At 47.6% G+C, this 18,126-nt stretch carries 17 protein-coding genes; 6 read left to right on the top strand and 11 right to left on the bottom strand.

All coding sequences use genetic code 11. From position 1 onward, the window contains the following. Nucleotides 1-200: 200 nt before the first annotated feature. The 5 genes from QF041_RS22685 (at nt 201) to QF041_RS22665 (ending at nt 4,464) form a co-directional block, all read left to right on the top strand. Nucleotides 201-875: an alpha/beta hydrolase gene (locus tag QF041_RS22685; RefSeq protein WP_307415768.1), complete on the top strand. Its 675-nt coding sequence runs from the start codon at nt 201-203 to the stop codon at nt 873-875. Continuing rightward, on the top strand, nt 875-1,645 hold the full coding sequence (locus tag QF041_RS22680; RefSeq protein WP_307415767.1) for a DODA-type extradiol aromatic ring-opening family dioxygenase: 771 nt from the start codon (nt 875-877) through the stop codon (nt 1,643-1,645). Before QF041_RS22685 ends, QF041_RS22680 begins: the two co-directional genes overlap by 1 nt. 321 nt (nt 1,646-1,966) lie before the next feature. Further along, the gene (locus QF041_RS22675; RefSeq protein WP_307415765.1) at nt 1,967-2,563 is read left to right on the top strand and encodes an SMI1/KNR4 family protein; all 597 of its coding nucleotides are present in this window, start codon (nt 1,967-1,969) and stop codon (nt 2,561-2,563) included. 143 nt (nt 2,564-2,706) lie between these two features. Then, on the top strand, nt 2,707-3,708 hold the full coding sequence (locus QF041_RS22670; protein ID WP_091036009.1) for a cation diffusion facilitator family transporter: 1,002 nt from the start codon (nt 2,707-2,709) through the stop codon (nt 3,706-3,708). A 255-nt stretch (nt 3,709-3,963) separates the two neighbouring features. After that, complete coding sequence (locus QF041_RS22665) at nt 3,964-4,464, top strand: hypothetical protein (protein WP_017691802.1); 501 nt, start codon at nt 3,964-3,966, stop codon at nt 4,462-4,464. A 324-nt stretch (nt 4,465-4,788) separates the two neighbouring features. Here the strand turns inward: QF041_RS22665 and QF041_RS22660 are convergent, their stop codons facing one another. The 4 genes from QF041_RS22660 to QF041_RS22645 are packed head-to-tail and all read right to left on the bottom strand — an operon-like array spanning nt 4,789 to nt 8,575. Further along, entirely contained in the window at nt 4,789-5,862 is a 1,074-nt protein-coding gene (locus QF041_RS22660; protein WP_307415764.1) for an ABC transporter substrate-binding protein, read from the bottom strand. Further along, nucleotides 5,859-6,668: an ABC transporter permease gene (locus QF041_RS22655; protein ID WP_062836831.1), complete on the bottom strand. Its 810-nt coding sequence runs from the start codon at nt 6,666-6,668 to the stop codon at nt 5,859-5,861. The genes QF041_RS22660 and QF041_RS22655 overlap by 4 nt, the downstream gene beginning before the upstream one ends. Beyond that, the gene (locus tag QF041_RS22650; RefSeq protein WP_017691799.1) at nt 6,643-7,476 is read right to left on the bottom strand and encodes an ABC transporter permease; all 834 of its coding nucleotides are present in this window, start codon (nt 7,474-7,476) and stop codon (nt 6,643-6,645) included. The genes QF041_RS22655 and QF041_RS22650 overlap by 26 nt, the downstream gene beginning before the upstream one ends. Beyond that, nucleotides 7,466-8,575: an ABC transporter ATP-binding protein gene (locus QF041_RS22645; RefSeq protein WP_076332432.1), complete on the bottom strand. Its 1,110-nt coding sequence runs from the start codon at nt 8,573-8,575 to the stop codon at nt 7,466-7,468. Before QF041_RS22645 ends, QF041_RS22650 begins: the two co-directional genes overlap by 11 nt. Before the next feature lie 255 nt (nt 8,576-8,830). On the opposite strand from QF041_RS22645, the gene QF041_RS22640 reads away from it, so the two are divergent. Continuing rightward, nucleotides 8,831-10,234: an MFS transporter gene (locus QF041_RS22640; RefSeq protein ID WP_307415763.1), complete on the top strand. Its 1,404-nt coding sequence runs from the start codon at nt 8,831-8,833 to the stop codon at nt 10,232-10,234. 308 nt (nt 10,235-10,542) lie between these two features. Here QF041_RS22640 and QF041_RS22635 read toward each other — a convergent pair whose 3' ends face one another. From QF041_RS22635 to QF041_RS22605, 7 genes are all read right to left on the bottom strand, one after another. Then, nucleotides 10,543-11,010, bottom strand: coding sequence for an NUDIX hydrolase (locus QF041_RS22635; RefSeq protein WP_307415762.1), 468 nt, complete (start codon nt 11,008-11,010; stop codon nt 10,543-10,545). A 156-nt stretch (nt 11,011-11,166) separates the two neighbouring features. Continuing rightward, complete coding sequence (locus QF041_RS22630) at nt 11,167-12,378, bottom strand: nitric oxide synthase oxygenase (protein WP_307415761.1); 1,212 nt, start codon at nt 12,376-12,378, stop codon at nt 11,167-11,169. A gap of 127 nt (nt 12,379-12,505) precedes the next feature. Beyond that, nucleotides 12,506-12,985: a Dps family protein gene (locus tag QF041_RS22625; protein ID WP_307415760.1), complete on the bottom strand. Its 480-nt coding sequence runs from the start codon at nt 12,983-12,985 to the stop codon at nt 12,506-12,508. Between the two features lie 384 nt (nt 12,986-13,369). Beyond that, a complete protein-coding gene (locus QF041_RS22620; protein ID WP_307415759.1) occupies nt 13,370-14,107 on the bottom strand; it encodes an HAD family hydrolase in 738 nt (245 codons plus the stop codon). A gap of 227 nt (nt 14,108-14,334) precedes the next feature. Next, complete coding sequence (locus QF041_RS22615) at nt 14,335-16,077, bottom strand: adenine deaminase C-terminal domain-containing protein (protein WP_307415758.1); 1,743 nt, start codon at nt 16,075-16,077, stop codon at nt 14,335-14,337. 176 nt (nt 16,078-16,253) lie between these two features. Further along, nucleotides 16,254-17,312, bottom strand: a complete 1,059-nt coding sequence (locus QF041_RS22610) for an ABC transporter ATP-binding protein (RefSeq protein ID WP_036612866.1) — start codon at nt 17,310-17,312, stop codon at nt 16,254-16,256. An 18-nt stretch (nt 17,313-17,330) separates the two neighbouring features. Beyond that, nucleotides 17,331-18,122, bottom strand: coding sequence for an ABC transporter permease (locus tag QF041_RS22605; RefSeq protein WP_017691790.1), 792 nt, complete (start codon nt 18,120-18,122; stop codon nt 17,331-17,333). Nucleotides 18,123-18,126 lie beyond the last annotated feature (4 nt).

Raw genomic sequence — 18,126 nt, 5'->3', positions numbered from 1 at the left:
AACCATGCGCAGCGGCATTTATTGTAGAACCATTCAAGATTTTTTATAAATAAACATATATTCATCATACAAAAAAAGTATTGACCCTACAATGAAACCATGATAAATTTTGTTCATAAATAAGAATATTTATTTCATATTAGTGAACTTAGTTGTCAGAACGATATATCTAACTCATTCCTCATCAGGTGGTGTTTTCAATGAATTCTCCTTATATACATGAAGTCCGATTACCGTCCCATTACAATTCAGATCAGCGTTATCCCGTAATCTTCGCCTTACATGGTATGGGATCAGATGAGCAAGATATGCTTCGTTTGATGGAGCCTATGCAGTCTGATTTTATTAATGTTGCCATCCGTGGGCCTATCGTTCAGGGTAGTGGTTATGCTTATTTTCAGATTAAAAGCATTGGCAACCCCATCCGTGAATTGTATGATGCCTCCGTGTTGGGACTGCAACAGTTGATTGTTGATCTGTCCGCCAAATATGCTATTGATCCTACGCGGCGTTATATCGCCGGATTCAGCCAGGGCGCCATTATGGCAATGACTTTATCGCTGGTGATGGGAGATGCAATTAAAGGCATTGTAGCGATGAGTGGGTACATCCCGCAATTTGTGAAAGACGATTACAAGCTACAACCCGATTCGAAGCTGTCTGTGTTCATCTCGCATGGGGATCAGGATCATCTATTCCCGCTGCAACTGGGCGAAGATAACGCCAATTTCTTCCATCAACACACCAATCACGTCACATATGTACCTTACAACGGTGGACACCAAGTGACACCCGATCTATATCAACAATTTCAACACTGGCTTCGGACGGATGCAAATCTGACTACCGAAGACCCGAAAGGACTGAATTCATAATGATGCCATCTCTGTTTATTGCTCACGGTGCCCCGTCACTGGCACTGGAGGAGAATGTGTACACTGAATTTCTGCAAAAACTAGGACAGGAACTGCCAAAACCCAAAGCAATTGTATTGTTCTCTGCTCACTGGGAATCCACAAGCCAGCTTGTATCCTCGGTAGCCAATTACGAAACCATCTACGATTTCGGCGGTTTCCAGCCCGAGCTGTATCAGATCAAGTATCCGGCTCAAGGACAGGCAGAGACCACAGCCGAGGTGGAGCGTTTATTTGCAGAAGCCGGGATTCCGGTACAGACAGATGACGTTCGTGGCCTGGATCATGGCGCTTGGGTTGTTCTACGCCTGCTCTACCCAGATGCGGATATTCCCGTAGTTGCCTTGTCCGTGAATCGCTATCTAACAGGTGAGCAGCAATATCAGGTCGGACAGGCACTCACTTCCTTGCGTGAGCAGGACATTCTCGTCATTGGCAGCGGCGGAACCGTCCACAATCTGCGTCGACTGAACTGGGAAAGTGACGGCGTTGACCCGTGGGCATCAGAGTTCGACAACTGGCTACATGACAAGCTGGTGAGCTGGGATACGGAGTCTCTCTTCTCCTATGATAAACTGGCACCTTCAGCTCAAGCCGCCGTGCCTACGCCGGAACATTTTGTACCGCTGTTACTCGCCATGGGTGCGGGAGATCAGAACAAGCGGGCATCACTCCTGTTCAAAGCCTACCAATATGGTAACCTGAGCTTGTCCTGTTGGAAGTTTGAATAAGAGGACTATGTAAAAGATTAGTTTCATTTATATAGTAGATAAAAAATAAGCGTGGGTTACAGGATTGTCCCTGTAACCCACGCTTTATTTGTTGTTAGGAGCGACTTTCATGATGGTTGTAGATGTTGATTAGGATGGAGCCAGGTGTGCTGATTATGCAACAACCGCCTTTAAATAATGAGACCATTGTAGTACGTAAGCAAGGACTCCGGTTTCTTGTGTGCTTTTACGGATTATAACTATAATATGAGGTGAAATCAGGCACAGTTTGCTGACATCACTCACCATATTATCTGAATAGCTCATACGGAGGGGAATTGGATGCCAGAACAGCGTATATATGAATTGATGGATGAACTGGATATGTTGCTGGAGGAGAAGGTACAGGATGAGGAGAACCGGGAGTTGCTCAACGAATATCGCGAGTTTGAAGGCGTGACAGATGAGCAGCTTGACGCATTCGAGCAGGAGCACGGTATTCGATTACCTGCTGATTTTCGTGCCTTTTATAAACGTAAAAACGGGAGTGGTTATGGCTTTCACGTCTTGTACCCAAGGCTTGAGGAAGGACGAGAGTCCGAGCCATTTTACCTGTTATCCCTGGAAAAGATTCAAAAGGAGCAGTCCACGCTGGTGGAGAACCGCATGGATGATTATTTTACCGACGAAGAGATCCGTGAGCTTGATCCCCGAATCAAACCCTACCTTTTTCAAAAGAGATGGGTTACGTTTGGCAAGCTTGGAGGCGGGTCCTTGTATCTGATGTTCGACTTTGATCCGACAGAGCAAGGAACAGTTGGGCAGATTATTATGTACGTGCATGACCCGGATTTTGTATATTATGTCGCTGGGACGTTTACGGAACTGTTGGAACAATCCAATCGGAATTTACGTGCCTTGGAGGCTATCGAGTACTGAGTTGCACATGATGATATGACCTTTTTTGCATAATGCTGGGATATTTCAAAGCGGTTATAATAACATTTAGTGGAAATGCACATGCTGTATAGATAAACTGCCTTTTCTACACCTAATACATTGATCTGGGAGGAACATACGAAGTGGCTGAACAACCGAAGTCTGAGAGCTTTATGTCTCTCGTCAAAAAAGGAAACACATCCTCCGCCGTAGCGATGGCAGGGAATGCCGTACTTGCTGTGTGCAAAGGGGGAGCCTTCCTATTCAGTGGCAGTGGTGCCATGTTCGCTTCGGCGATGCATTCACTCGCTGATGCCATTAACCAAGGGTTTGTCTTTGTCGGAAGTGTGTTGTCCGAGAAAAAACCTACACGCCGCTTCCCAACCGGATTCGGACGGGTCATCAACATTTTCTGCATGATCGCCGTTATTGTCGTGACGATTATGGCCTATGAGACGATCCATGAAGGCATCCATCTGTTGCAGCATCCTGTTGGTCATACCGGCGGTCTCTGGATTAACATCGGAGTGCTTGTTCTGAACATTGTCATTGACGGGGCCATTCTGATCAAAGCCATGAAGGAAATTCTCAAAGAAGCACGCGCACCCAAAGCCGCCGGATTTGCCTTGGTCCCTGCTGCCATCAAAAATGTAGGCCGTGCTGCGCCACCAACCCGTCTTGTATTCTACGAAGATGTTGTAGCAGTACTCGGTGCGACACTCGCCTTGATCTCCGTTGTAGTCATTGCATTGACCAATTTTGCATTGCTCGATGGCATTGTGACAACAATTATTGGATGTCTGATGATCGCTGTAGCTTTCCGTGTCGGTTACGATAATATGATCGGATTGATCGGTGTTGCGGCTCCGCAGGATATTGAGGACAAAGTATCCCAAACCATTCTCGCAGACACACACGTTGCCGATATTCAGATGATGCGTATCATTCAGGAAGGCCGTTATTATCATGTCGAAGGTCTGATTGAACTGACCAAAGGACTCAGTCTTGCTGATGCGGATGACATCAAGTTCCGTATTCAGGAGAAACTGATGACAAACCCCGACATCGCCGACGCTGCCATCTCCATTATTGAGGATGACGGTGTGAACAGCTGGGGCAAGAAACATTCGGATGTGGTGAAATAACGAGCTTCGTTTTTGATAAAAAGAATGAAAGAACCCACTCTTCAACAGAGTGGGTTTTTAGCATGTTCAACTACACCCTCATCTAGGGAGAGGTAGTTGCCCAAAATGCTTACCTAGACTTTGGTCTAGGTCCACTTTAACTCCAAAGACGGAGGATAGACTTTTCCATTTCATGCTATGCTGTGAATAACGAAAGTAATTGCTCTACATACAACCGTTCGGAAAATTGATTTTGTATTGAGAAGGAGAGATATTATGGCTAAACGTACGATCCTTGCGCCTGTTCTCATTTTGCTGGGCGTGTACCTGATTCTGAACCAAGGAGGTTCACTCGGTCCGGGTACGATCTTTGCGACCTTCTGGCCCACGTTATTCGTGATTCCACTAGGACTGTTCTTCCACTGGCTCTACTTCTCCATGATTGGCAGAGGGGTTGGACTTCTGGTTCCTGGTGGGTTGCTGCTCACGGTTGGTATCGTCTGTCAGATCGCCATGCTGTTTAACAACTGGGGTACGATGTGGCCGGGCTTCATTCTGGCTGTAGCTGTTGGTTTGTTCGAATTGTATTGGTTCGGTGGTCGGAATAAATGGTTGCTGATCCCCATCAACATTCTAACAGTTATATCGTTGCTGTTCTTCGCTGTGATGTCGATTGGCACGATGCTGAGCAGCTTGAGCTTTATTCAACCGTTCGTGGCGATTGTGCTGATTATGGGTGGGGCATGGATCATGGTGGGTCGCAAAAAGCGCATGTAGTGTCATTCATATAAGATGATTAGGTGGGATCAACTGAGCCACTGCGGTGACAAAACAACTTCGGATCGCTGTTATCCCCAGATTTTTTTGAATCCCATCTAGCAATGGGAAAATCCGTTGATAAAGGCGACCGCTTCGCTTCCTTCGTTTGTTCTGTCCCCTCCGTTAACGTGTGATCTTAAATGTTCATCTTATATGGCACTTCAAGCGCTATTGCTCTGAAGTAATAAAAAAGGGGTGCTGCTCGTCATCAATTGATATGACGAGCAGCACCCCTTTTTGTTTTTTTGCAAATCTAACGAACTGTACATACGCTATTGGCGGTTATTTGCTGTGCATTTTAAACTCCAGGAACAGGTCGTTATAATGCGAGAGCATTTTTTTACCCAGATTATCGTAGACCTCCAGCTTACCTGTCAGTGTCTCATCCGGATAGAAGCGTTCATCCTCCGAGATGTCCTCTGGCAGTAGCTTAAGCGCCTCGGCGTTCGGTGTGGAATACCCGACATACTCCGCATTGCGAGCGGCATGATCCGGGTCCAGCATGAAGTTGATAAACTGGTGTGCCCCTTCAATATTACTCGCCGTCTTCGGGATAACCATGTTATCGAACCAGAGGTTCGAGCCTTCTTCTGGCACCATGTAATCCAGCTTGTCGTTCTCATCCATAATCTCGGATGCATCCCCAGACCACACGAGTCCAACCGCTGCCTCCTCGTTCGCAAGCAGCATCTTGATCTCGTCTCCGACAATTGCTCTGACGTTTGGCGTCAGTGTAGACAGCTTCTTCAGCGCTTCTTGCAAATGGCCTTCGTTGGTATCGTTCAGGGAATACCCGAGACTGTTTAACCCCATCCCAATGACTTCGCGTGCGCCATCAAGGAGCAGGATTTGATTTTTCAAACGTGGGTCCCACAGGTCATTCCAGCTATCAAACGTCAACCCATCCACAAGCTCAGGATTGAACACAACCCCCACTGTTCCCCAGAAATAAGGGATCGAGTACTTGTTGCCTTCGTCAAAGGACAAGTCCAAGAACCGCGGATCGATGTTGCTCAGGTTAGTCAATTTGCTGTGATCAATTGGAACGAGCAGGTCTTCCTCTTTCATTTTGCTAATCGCATATTCGGAAGGAATCGCCACATCAAACGTAGTACCGCCCTGCTCAATCTTGGTCAGCATCGCTTCATTGGAATCAAACGTCTGATAGATAACCTTAATACCTGTCTCGTCCTCAAACTCCTTGAGCAGATCGGGGTCGATATAATCGCCCCAGTTATAGATGGTCAGCGTGTTGCCACCAGAATACCCCTGACTCTTATTCAGATACGAAGCCAGGATCATCAGGGCAAACGCGGCCACAAAAACAAGCGCAAATGTCCGTACCAGTTGCTTCATGGTCGCAGCCCCTTTCCTCCGGGAGGTATCCGTGTTGCACGGCGGTTAATGAAGTAATATCCGACCACCAGCAGCACCGTGAGCAGGAATAGCAGGGTAGACAAAGCATTGATGGACAACGAAACGCCCTGCCTTGCTCTGGAGTATATCTCTACCGAGAGTGTGGAATATCCATTACCCGTGACAAAGAATGTTACTGCAAAATCATCGAGCGAGTACGTCAATGCCATGAAGAATCCGGCAAAAATACCCGGTTTCACGTATGGCAGCACCACACGCGTCAGAATCTGCCATGAACCAGCGCCCAGATCGCGTGCCGCATCCATCAGTGTTGGGCTCATCTCCTGCAGCTTCGGCAGTACCATGATTACAACGATCGGTACACTGAATGCGATATGAGACAACAGGACCGAAGTGAAGCCCAATTTGATGCCAATCATGGTGAACAGAATCAGGAATGACGCACCAATGATGACATCCGGACTAACGATGAGCACGTTATTGAGTGACAGCAGCGTATTTTTGGTCCGTTTGCGACGCACATGGTAGATCGCCAGTGCTCCTGCTACACCAAGAATCGTTGAGATCGCTGATGACAAGAGCGCGATGATAAATGTATTCAGCACAATGATGAGCAGCCGAGTATCAGCGAACACCTCTCTGTACCATTCAAGCGTGAATCCTTCGAAGCTGCGCATGTGACCGCCGCTGTTGAAGGAGTAGAAGATCAGATACGCAATCGGTGCGTACAGTATGGCGAATACAACGGCTAGATAGACGTTAGACAGCTTTCCGTTTCTTCCCATTACGCACCTCCTTCTTGCCTGACCCAGTCAGGAACATAATAATCGCCATCGCAATAATCAAAAAGACGGCAATCGTAGAACCCATCCCCCAGTCCTGGGTGACGAGAAAATGCTGTTCAATCGCTGTACCCAGCGTAATTACACGGTTCCCCGCAATAAGGCGGGTAATCATGAACAGAGACAGCGCAGGAATAAATACAGCCTGACAGCCTGATTTTACTCCACTAATCGTCAGTGGAAAGATAACCCGGCGGAAGGTCAGCCACGATGAGGCTCCCAGATCACGCGCCGCATAGATCAACGATGGATTCATCTCTTCCAGCGCATTGAAGATCGGCAGGATCATGAATGGAATGAAGATGTACACCGAGACAAAGATAAAACTGAAGTCGGTGAACAAAATCTGCTGTGTACCAATACCCACGACTTCAAGCAGGGAGTTGGTCAAACCGTACGTTCCGAACAAGCCGATGAAGGCATACGCTTTTAACAAAAGATTGATCCAGCTTGGCAGAATGATCAGTAGCAACCATAGCTGCTTGTGCTTCGTCCGGGTCAGCATATAAGCCGTCGGGTACGAGATTAACAGCGAGAAGGCCGTAATCAGAAATGCATACCAGAACGAACTGAGCGTCATCTGCAAGTACACCGGTGTGAAGAACCGGGCGTAGTTGCCAAACGTGAAGTTACCCTCCACATCGAAGAATGAATAATAGATGACCAGCAGAACCGGCGCCACAACGAACAACACCATCCATAATACATATGGAATCAGATACGCATTGCGTGTGCTGGCCTTAGTCTGCATGAGCGGCCTCTTGGTAGGCTTCGAGTCGTTTGTCGAACTCTTCCTCGGTCTCGTTAAAGCGCATGACGTGTACCGCTTCCGGGTCAAAATAGAGCCCTATCCGCGCGCCTACAACGGCTTTCTTGGTTGAATGAACAAGCCACTCATTGCCCGCATCGTCGTACGTGGATATCTCGTAATGCACCCCGCGGAATAACTGGGAGTCCACATTAACCTTGAGCTTGCCTTGGTCTTCGGTTGTAATCTCCAGATCCTCTGGGCGAATGACAATCTCTACCGGCTCGTCCGGCTGGAGACCCTGATCGACACACTCGTGCTGTGCGCCAGCAAACTCCACCACAAAGTCCTGCTTCATTTTGCCCGATACAATGTTCGATTCCCCGATAAAGTCTGCTACAAAGCGGTTAATCGGCTCATCATAGATATCATTCGGTGTACCGCTTTGTTGAATCACGCCACCATTCAGGACAAAGATCTCATCGGACATCGCCAAGGCCTCTTCCTGGTCATGCGTAACAAAAATGAACGTAATGCCCAGTCGCTGTTGCAGCTCGCGCAGCTCATACTGCATTTCGGTCCGCAGCTTCAAATCAAGTGCCGAGAGCGGCTCGTCCAGCAGCAGAATTTCAGGTTCGTTCACAATGGCGCGAGCAATCGCAACACGTTGTCGTTGTCCCCCAGACATTTCGCCGATTTCACGGTTTTCATACCCGGATAGATTGACGAATTTGAGGGCTTCCAACACTTTGCTGCGAATTTCAGCCGTTTTCATCTTTTTGATCCGCAAACCAAAAGCTACGTTCTCAAATACATTCAAATGTGGAAATAACGCGTAATCCTGAAATACGGTATTCACTTGCCGCTGGTGGGCAGGCACCCGGTTGATAAGCGCACCGTTAAAATAAATACTGCCCTGTGTCGGCTCCGCAAAACCGGCAATCAGCCGCAATATCGTTGTTTTCCCGCAGCCCGATGGGCCAAGAAGCGTATAAAATTTACCCCGCTCAATTTCAAAGCTGACTGCCTTCAATACGGCTTCATCCTGATCGTATTGCTGAGTCACCGCTTCGAAGCGGATAATCGGTTGTTGTTCTGACATGCTTCACATCGCCCCCTTATACTTGAGGTACCTCTTAAGTCTGTACACTTTCGTTCATGCATCCTTATAGATAACCCATCTATTATATATGATTCAGGTATATCCGCAATGGTTTTGATGTAAACACCGCGTGTCATTTCTTCTTATTTTCAAAAATTCTGCATACATTACGGGTAATGTCGATAATACGTACCCATATGGAGTAAATGAAGGATTTTTAGGATTCCATTTTATGTGTGAGAGGAGTCTTGGCTCTTGGATATTCGTCGTAACCTGCCTTTGCTGATGACCATTTGTTTCCTAAGTCAGATGGGCGGATTCATGATCTTGCCCCTGTTTCCTTTGTTTATCGAGGAATTCGGCCTGTCCGGCTGGATGATGGGGGTTATTTTTGCACTTTTTTATGTGGGGAAAGTGATTGGTGGCGTTCCTGCAGCAGCAATCTATAAAAAGCTCGGAGCGAAAAATGCGCTCATCCTGATGCTGATCCTGCTCGCTGTCTGTATGGGTGGCTTCGCATTGTCTTCTGCTGCGGTATTATTCGGCCTGCTCCGACTGCTGCAAGGACTCGCTTCCACGGGCCTAACCGTGGTCGTGCGTTCCATCATCGGAGATGGCGGTAATGTAGACAACCGCGGCCTGTACAATGGATATATTAGCAGTAGTGAGGGCGGCGGTATGGTACTCGGTCCGGTCATAAGTGGCTGGCTCGCGCTGCACTGGCCCTTGTCGGTTCCTTTTCTGCTCGTTACCGTATGTTGTCTGATGGCTGTGGTCGCTGCAATGGGGATGAAGACGACGGCACAAGCTAGAGCTAGTCATGAATCTGGGGATATGTTAAGTGATTATCAATTAGAAGAACCTTCGACTACTGTGAAACAAGAACCTCTGGACAACTTAACACACTCAGTGCTCTACATGGATGACGTTTCAGATGATGACACTATTATTGACTCCCCTCCTCATACTACTATAACTGCTGCTCCTTTATCTTCATCACGGTCTGATGCAAAGCATTCTCAAGTTGAGTATACCTCCCTATCCAATCAAGCTCCCGAATCAACAACGATTGGCCCAACTACAGAGCTCACCCGGCGGCAACAGCTGATTGGCTACGGTACGGTGCATTTTCTGGAGATGAGTGCCTATGCGGTATTCCTCACCTATTTCGCACTGTATGCAGTTCACATCATGCACTGGGACCCCTTTGCCACCAGTCTTGCCTTCACCGTCTCCGGGATCTCTACACTAGCCGCTGCTCCCTTTGTTGGTTATCTCTCTGACCGGATGGGCGATCGTCTGTTGCTTTGTATGCTCGGCATGTTCCTCATTGGAATTGAGGTCGTTGTATTTCTAAGCACGTCCTCCCATCTATGGGTCTACGTTGGCATGTTGATTGGCGGGGTTGGCGGTGCATGTTACATGGATTCGTTCTTTGCTCATATTGGTGATCACATACCAGACGAGAGTCGAAGTTCTGTCATAGGCAAAATTGTCTCTGCTGCCGAGATCGGCTCCATCGTGTCGCCATTGGTTGCAGCACTACTTATGGAGGTTGGCTCGTTGTACTCCGTCTTTGTGTTCAATCTGGTGCTGATTGCTGTTGCCATTGTAGTTCAGGCCGCGATGCGCAGTCGGTACAAGACAAAACGGTTGTAAACGCAAAAGGAGATGTCCCACAAGTCATGAATATGACGGAGGACATCCCTTTATTGGTGTAATTATTTTCTAACGAACTATGCAAGTGTTATTCGCTTCAATTTCCACAAGGCTATAGTCTAAGGAATCACAGAGACGCTATTTCCTTGATCTGTTGCTCCTGCATCGGTTTCAGGCAGGTAGATGCCGGAATAACGCCTCTGAAGGTCGTTAGATTTATCATTCCACAATAATCTGCCCTATAAGGCGCGCTCGATTCGTTAGCTCTACAACTCGTGAGAGATACCATTTTGATGGCAACCTCTCGATTATGCTTTTCCTAATAATGTTGCTATGTGCACTGCATTTTCTTGGATTTTTCTTTTTAAGTAAGGGTCGGTCCTTTCAGGCAATTCCGTTGGTTTGAAAAATTCCGCTTCAAGAACTTCAATCCCATCTGGCTTCAGTTCTCCCTCATACTCCGTGCAAATATAACCAATGACCACATTGTAGTATTCATGCCCATTTCTTAATTTCGTATATAACTCTTTTCCTGAGAAGACGCCGTAAAGATGAAGTTTCTTGATCTCTATCCCAATCTCTTCTCTGACCTCTCTTATTGCAGACTCTTCCACTGATTCGCCGAGCTCCATAAATCCACCCGGTACTCCCCAAGTATCATCCAGATGTCGAACTAATAGAATTTCACCCGTCTTATTCAAGATCAATATACTCGGTCTCACCAAAATAACAGGAGCATTGCCAACCATTCCTCGCAACGTTTCAATGTAACCCATGGATTGTTCCCTCCCCTATGTGAAGTCAAAGTCATGGCTTCATTATAGGTGTGTTATATATTTCCATATAGAGAAAGAATATTTTCATTTTTTTTCCTATTTTAAGTTCTTCGTTTGATAAAAAAGGATCATAAAAAAATAACCCGTCTGCACAATTTAATGTGCAAACGGGCATTTCATTGGTGTATCCCCAGCCTGTGGTTGGTGATTCTCTACCTGTGCATTCTGCTGCTCGCTGCTTCGCAGCTCTGCGGCAGATGCCACGCCATCTTTCAGGGTATACGCCTGATCCTGACGGAAAAAGTTCGGCTTCACAATCTCATTACGATAAGAGCTGTGGAAAATATGCGTTGTCGCCGGAGATACCGGCGGAATCAGCCACACCCAATCTCCGGTCAGCTCACGTCCAGCCTTCTCTTCCCGCTGTTCAAACATAGCAAATTGCGCTGCTGCCGTGTGGTGATCCACAATGCTCACGCCTGCTTTTTTGAACGAATGCAGCACAGCCACATTCAGCTCTACCAACGCACGGTCCTTCCACAATGTCGTTTCACTCGACGTATTCAATCCAAATGCTGCCGCCACCGCAGGCAGCTTGTTATATCGGAACGTGTCTGCCAGATTACGGGCGCCGATCTCGGTACCCATATACCAACCATTGAACGGCGCCGTCGGATAAGATATACCGCCAATCTCCAGTCGCATATCGGCGATCATCGGCACACCGTACCAGCGCATGCCAAGCTCAGCAATCTCCGCTCGCTCCGGGTGTTCAATCATCACTTCCACAATCTCTTCTTCGGGTATAACATACCACTCTGGAGCTTGTCCTTTTGCCTGAATAATGAGCGGTAACACATCATAGGAGCTACCTGCCCCCTGCCAGCCAAGTGACATCGCCGCCTTGGTCAGTTCCACCGAAGCAGGATCTCCAATAATGCCTTGCTCCGTCTCATATCCTGCATATCGAATGAGCTGATGATTCCAGAGACGTACCGGAGTTCCATTCGGCCCATCCGGTGGAAGGATGGTAATCATCGGGATTACTTTGCCACCGTTGGATGCCACATGGATATGATTCAGCACAGCATCCGCTGCCGTTCCTACCGTATCAGCGTGACGGGCGTCCACGATCCGCAATTTATCCCAAAACAGTCGCCCGATGCAGCGGTTGCTGTTACGCCATGCCATTTTACAACCCTGCTCCAATTCCTCTGTGGTATGCACATAGGTCCCCGTTACTTCGATCTCGCCCATAACGGCAACAAGCCGGGCCTTTGCGTCTTCACGCGAATGGCCCAGCTCTTCATAACATGTATATATAAACCGTTCAGCTTCTTCCTGCAATTGTTCCAGGTCTGACCGCATTGTTCATTCCACCATTCTGTACATCTTGAATGCCATCATTATACGGCAAGCACACCGGATTTGTAAGCGAACGGACACTTTGTTCACGGACTCTACATATCGTTGTCAGGATGCAGGGTGACTTTGCTTATTTGCCCAGAAATGCGGTTAACATCCAGACCTCTTTATCCAGCGCAGCGGTGAATCCAATCAGCATATCTTCTGTTGCGTTATCTTCCGCTTCTCCTGCTTCGTGAATGCCTTGACGAATGACTTCCACCATCGTGTGCAAATCAGCAACCACCGACTCTACCATACGCTCAGCAGACAACTGTCCTTGTGCCTCTTCAATTGGAGAAAGACGTAGCTGTTCAGTCATCGTAGCCACCGGACGTCCACCAATAGCAAGCAAACGTTCTGCAACTTCGTCCATATTTGCCGTAGCCAAGTTGTACAACTCTTCGAATTTGGCATGCAGTGTGAAGAAATGTGGTCCTTGGACATACCAGTGGAAGTTATGCAGTTTCGTGTATAGTACGGACCAACCTGCGATCTGACGGTTCAAAACATTTTGAAGTGCTGTGGCGTTGTTAGTAAAAGTGTTGTTTCTAGTTTGGATTGTGCTCATGGAATTTATCCCCTCTCGAATATACAAATAGAATTTGATTGATTGTTATGGACTACTTTGATTCGTTCATTTTAATTTAGACTTAATCTAAATCTTGTTTTAATTATAACACCGCATATCCCGTTTGGGAAGGCTTTTGCACTGTCTTGTACATGAAGATTCCATGAAGTACAGCTTCATCCTATATCATTATAAAAGGTGGAGTTACACTGCCCACACGGCTGATTAATGAGGGTGTGTAGTACTGCCTGCACCAGATCCCACTTTTTATTTATACCTTTAATTACGCTCACATACTGCGAATATTCTCACAGTTCAAATAACGTAAAAACAGCCCTTCATCTCCGCGAGATGATAGGACTGCATGAACCCACCTGTACAATTTTATTGCTTAACAAACTCAAAAGTCAGGATACGACTGATCTCTTCATAGCTCCGTGCTACAAAATGAGGTTGATGATCGGACTCCGGCAATGCCTCCCGATGGTTGAACCAGATGACTGTCCACCCTGCATCCACTGCACCTACCACATCATTACGCCACGAGTCTCCAATGTAATAGCTGGAACGGGCATCTGTCCCGGACTGCTTACTCACATATTCAAACAACCTGCGATCCGGCTTCGCATAACCAGTCGTACCGGAGATGAAAATCAGATGCTCGTCCACGAGACTAAGCACATCCAGTGCTTCAAGCTTGCGCTGCTGATGCTGCCCTTCTCCATTGGTGATTAGACCAACGGTATGGCCTTCTGCCTGAAGCCTTCTAATCAGCTCGTATGCTCCTTCAAAAGGTACAATCTCGAACTGTCTGCTCAGATACTGTGCTTGCAGTTCTTCAGCCTGTCCCAACTGTAAGGGGAGTCCAAACTCTTCCATCGTCAGCTCAAACCTCCGACGGCGCACTCGCTCCACCGCATCCGGCTCCGGTACAGCGGATAGATCTTCTTGTGCAGACAACCAGTCACTATAATAGCGAAAACGGTGATATGCCTCAGCATAAGGAAAATCATCTGGCAGGCCAAGAACATCCTGTAATGCGCCACGAAGCGGCTGCAAGTGATCATATAAGGTATCATCTACGTCGAAAAATATAGTTTTAGCATCATTTATTTCATTCATAATAGTTGTCTATCCTCCTGCTTCTGCGTCCAAACATTCTCTTCTTACTATATATGTATTCATTTGTCCCATCCAAAGGAGGATTTCTTGCAGCCCTATCCAGCTTAAACCATAGCCAAAGACCTCTGTCTGGTAAAGAAGCATTAAATAGTCATCCTTATACATAAAAACACCCCATTTCACAACTCATGGTCATGAAATGGGGTGACGCTATTTTTTAATAAACTCTATTCTACAATCAACGATACAACCTTACCTGCATTCACATCAATCAGACCGTGATCCGTAATCTTCAGCGCGGGACTTACCGCAAGGGAGTGCGTGCTAATCGACATGATCGGATTGTAATGCACATATCCAAGAGACAACATCGCTGCTCGCAATTCCTTCACTTGATGGGACACCACTGCCAGTGGTTCTTCCGTCAAAATGCCACCTACGGGAAGTTCCAGATGGGACAGCACCTTGCCATCTTCCACCACACAGAAGCCACCCTGGCTCGAAATCACTGTGTTAGCTGCCAATATCATATCTTCACGATTACGTCCTACAACCAGCAGGTTGTGATTATCATGTGAATATGTCGTTGCAATGGCGCCGCGTTTGATGGTGTCTCCACCGATCAGACCATGTGCACGATTGCCATTCACGCCATAACGTTCAAATGTCGCGATCTGCGCATATCCGCTTTCTTCCCATAACAATTCGCCATCCAATGACTGAACCGGTGCAATATGTTCTTCTACAAAAGTAGAACCATCTTTGACCATCATGACACGGCATTGGTGCTCACCTTCATTAGCGAGATCAACACCTGATCCACTGACTTTTGGGTCTGACAACTGAATTGCAAAATCTGTTACGCCCAGCTTCTCCAACTGTACACTCTTATAGAAATGAGGTGGAAACTGCCCGGTAATCCGTTCCTGCTTATACGGTTCGTAATCGTCATAAGCTTTGCGGCCGTTTTTGTACACCTGATCAATAGCGAGCTCCTCCAGGTTGGATAGCAACACATAATCGGCCACTTTGCCTGGGGCTACGCTGCCACGATCGGTCATTTTCATCCGGGAAGCAGGGGTAGATGTTGCTGCATAGATTGCGTCTTCGGGACGCATGCCCATCTGAATTGCTTTGCGTACGATATGATCCAGATGACCACGCTCCACAAGTGAATCCGGCATTACATCATCTGTTACGAAGCAGAAATGCTGTGCCACATCATGTTGAATCAGGTACTTCATGACTTCAGGTGTCATCGATTTCTCCTGAATTTCAATAAACATACCTGCCGCAATCCGCGCCTGTAATCCTTCAATGCTCTGATGGGTATGGTCGGAATCGATGCCTGCGTAGATCAGTCGATGCAGATCGAGTCCAAGCAGTTTCGGTGTATGACCTTCGATCACCAGATCGGGATAGTTTTTGCGGATATGCTGTAGAATCTGGTTCGTCTTGCATTCCGGATCACGGATGACATCGACATAGTTCATGATCTCGCCCAGACAGATGATCTCGCCAGTGGCGAGCAGCACGTCCATATCTTCGATCTCGATCGAACCACCTGTTGTCTCCATCGGGGTTGCCGGAACGGAACTCGGGATCGCATAGAACATATCCACGGTGGTGTCCCGACTCACAGCCATCATCTCCTGCACACCTTCCAGCCCGAATACATTCGCCATCTCATGCGGTTCTGCGACAATGGATGTTACCCCGCAGCCAATCAGACCATGAGAAAAGGTTTCCGGTGTCACCATCGTACTTTCGATATGCAGATGGATATCGATCAAGCCAGGAATCATGTATCTTCCCCGCGCATCAATGACTTCGTCTGCCTGAATCAACTCAGGTCCACCGGGTCCAACATACAGGAATCTGCCGCCCAACACAGCAACGTTGTTCATTTCAAACCGTTTATAATAACTGTTATACACATATACATTCACAATTAGTTGATCTGCACGCATGGGGCATAATCTCCTTCTTCACAAGCATTTCACCACGATGCGAACCGGACAATGAACCTGCACTTTAATCTGCTGTACTGCACATGACTGCGCACCACTGCCATCGTCCGGGAATCATCGCATGAAATGCCTTCTTTGCTGCTCTTATTTCTTACTACTGTTACTTACATTCACGACTACTCCACCAGCACAAGCTTGTCCTGTGGGAAGATCAGGCTAACACGTTGCCCGCTAAGGTATGGTGTTTCCATCTCCTGATTTGCTGTAAAGTCACCCAGTTCCGTCTCAATTACATACTGATAACTGCGTCCCAGATACGTGCTGACTTTGATAATGCCCGGCAAGGCGTTCACCACATCCGCAGAAGTATCTCCACTAACGATCAGATCATCCGGGCGAATCGCGCCTTTACGTGCACCAGGACGTGCTGTTCCAGGATGTGCGGTTGCTGTAAATGTGCGTCCACCTGCGCTCAGTGTGATTAATTCACCTGCATCACTGCGCTCCGCGAATTCAATGAAATTATGGAACCCGATGAATCGTGCTACAAACTCCGTTGCCGGATATTTGAAAATGGTTTCCGGGCGGTCGAGCTGCTCAACCACGCCTTTGTTCATAATCGCTACCTGATCCGAGATCGAGAAGCACTCTTCCTGGTCATGAGAGACATACAGCGTTGTGATGCCCAGCTCTTGCTGAATCCGGCGAATTTCCACCCGCATGTTGAGGCGCAGGTTGGCATCCAGGTTACTGAGCGGTTCGTCGAACAAGAGCAGGTCAGGTTCAATGACCAATGCACGAGCAATGGCTACACGCTGACGCTGTCCACCGGACAGTTCTTGTGGAAAACGTTTCTCAAATCCATTCAGGTTAACGACTTCCAAGATTCGCATTACACGGGAAGAAATATCCTTGTCTTTTACCTTACGCATCCGCAGGCCAAAGGCCACGTTGTCATAGACAGACAGATGCGGGAATAACGCATAACTCTGAAATACAAATCCGAAGTTCCGCTTGTTCGCCGGAACCTTCGTATAATCCTTGCCGCCGAACATAAACTTGCCCTGTGATGCTTCCAGAAATCCGGCGATGAGGCGCAGCGTAGTTGTTTTGCCGCAACCGCTCGGTCCGAGCAGGGAGAGCAGTTTACCTTTTTCCAGCTCCAACTGAAAATCCTTCAGGATTGTCTGCTTATCGTATGCCACGGATACGTGGTCTAATGTCAGCAATGCCATAGCGTTCTGCGCCTCCAATTAACGTTTAGTAAAGTATGAAAATCCGCCCATGATCCGTTCGATCACGAACATTAAGAGTCCGGTCAGTACCATCAACAGCACGGAAATCGCTGCAATCGTTGGGTCAAAATAATTCTCCACATACGTCAGCATCTGGATCGGTAATGTACTTACCCCTGGTCCGGTCATGAACACCGAGATGTCCACGTTGTTGAAGGACTCCAAGAAGGCAATCAGCACCGCAGCGATAATTCCTGAGCGGATGTTGGGAAGCACGATCGTGAAGAACGTTCTTACCCGTCCCGCACCAAGACTCAGCGCAGCTTCTTCCACTGCAAAGTCAAAGCTCGACAGACTCGACGCGATAACCCGAATGATAAATGGAAGCATGATAATCGTATGACCGATCAACAATCCGAGGTACATCGGCAGATGGTAGATTACGATCAGGTATTTCATCAATGTAAAACCGAGCACGATTCCCGGGATCAGTACCGGGGACAGGAACAGTGCGTTCAGCACAGACTTGCCTTTGAAATCGTAACGACTGAGTGCATACGCAGCCGGAACTCCGAGCACCAGCGCCAACAGGTTCCCCAGCAGGGAAATGATGATGGACGTCTGGAATGTGCGGAGGAATCCGCCTGTGTTGAAAATATTCTCATACCAGCGGAAGGAGAACCCTTCCGGCGGAAATTTGAGTACCGTTCCCGGTTCAAACGAAGTGACCGATATGATCAGAAGCGGGCCCAGCAGAAAGATAAAGACCAGCAGACTGAACAGGCCCAGCCCGATATGTTTCTCCCGCATATGT

Origin of the sequence: Paenibacillus sp. W2I17 (genome assembly GCF_030815985.1) — a bacterium.
In the GTDB taxonomy this organism is placed as follows: domain Bacteria; phylum Bacillota; class Bacilli; order Paenibacillales; family Paenibacillaceae; genus Paenibacillus.
This window is presented reverse-complemented; position numbering and strand designations above follow the sequence as displayed.

What these genes read in the sequence shown, in the direction of transcription:
- QF041_RS22685 (WP_307415768.1), top strand. Translation starts at nt 201, where the DNA reads ATGAATTCTCCTTATATACATGAAGTCCGATTACCGTCCCATTACAAT.
- QF041_RS22680 (WP_307415767.1), top strand. Translation starts at nt 875, where the DNA reads ATGATGCCATCTCTGTTTATTGCTCACGGTGCCCCGTCACTGGCACTG.
- QF041_RS22675 (WP_307415765.1), top strand. Translation starts at nt 1,967, where the DNA reads ATGCCAGAACAGCGTATATATGAATTGATGGATGAACTGGATATGTTG.
- QF041_RS22665 (WP_017691802.1), top strand. Translation starts at nt 3,964, where the DNA reads ATGGCTAAACGTACGATCCTTGCGCCTGTTCTCATTTTGCTGGGCGTG.
- QF041_RS22660 (WP_307415764.1), bottom strand. Translation starts at nt 5,862, where the DNA reads ATGAAGCAACTGGTACGGACATTTGCGCTTGTTTTTGTGGCCGCGTTT.
- QF041_RS22655 (WP_062836831.1), bottom strand. Translation starts at nt 6,668, where the DNA reads ATGGGAAGAAACGGAAAGCTGTCTAACGTCTATCTAGCCGTTGTATTC.
- QF041_RS22650 (WP_017691799.1), bottom strand. Translation starts at nt 7,476, where the DNA reads ATGCAGACTAAGGCCAGCACACGCAATGCGTATCTGATTCCATATGTA.
- QF041_RS22645 (WP_076332432.1), bottom strand. Translation starts at nt 8,575, where the DNA reads ATGTCAGAACAACAACCGATTATCCGCTTCGAAGCGGTGACTCAGCAA.
- QF041_RS22635 (WP_307415762.1), bottom strand. Translation starts at nt 11,010, where the DNA reads ATGGGTTACATTGAAACGTTGCGAGGAATGGTTGGCAATGCTCCTGTT.
- QF041_RS22630 (WP_307415761.1), bottom strand. Translation starts at nt 12,378, where the DNA reads ATGCGGTCAGACCTGGAACAATTGCAGGAAGAAGCTGAACGGTTTATA.
- QF041_RS22625 (WP_307415760.1), bottom strand. Translation starts at nt 12,985, where the DNA reads ATGAGCACAATCCAAACTAGAAACAACACTTTTACTAACAACGCCACA.
- QF041_RS22620 (WP_307415759.1), bottom strand. Translation starts at nt 14,107, where the DNA reads ATGAATGAAATAAATGATGCTAAAACTATATTTTTCGACGTAGATGAT.
- QF041_RS22615 (WP_307415758.1), bottom strand. Translation starts at nt 16,077, where the DNA reads ATGCGTGCAGATCAACTAATTGTGAATGTATATGTGTATAACAGTTAT.
- QF041_RS22610 (WP_036612866.1), bottom strand. Translation starts at nt 17,312, where the DNA reads ATGGCATTGCTGACATTAGACCACGTATCCGTGGCATACGATAAGCAG.
- QF041_RS22605 (WP_017691790.1), bottom strand. Translation starts at nt 18,122, where the DNA reads ATGCGGGAGAAACATATCGGGCTGGGCCTGTTCAGTCTGCTGGTCTTT.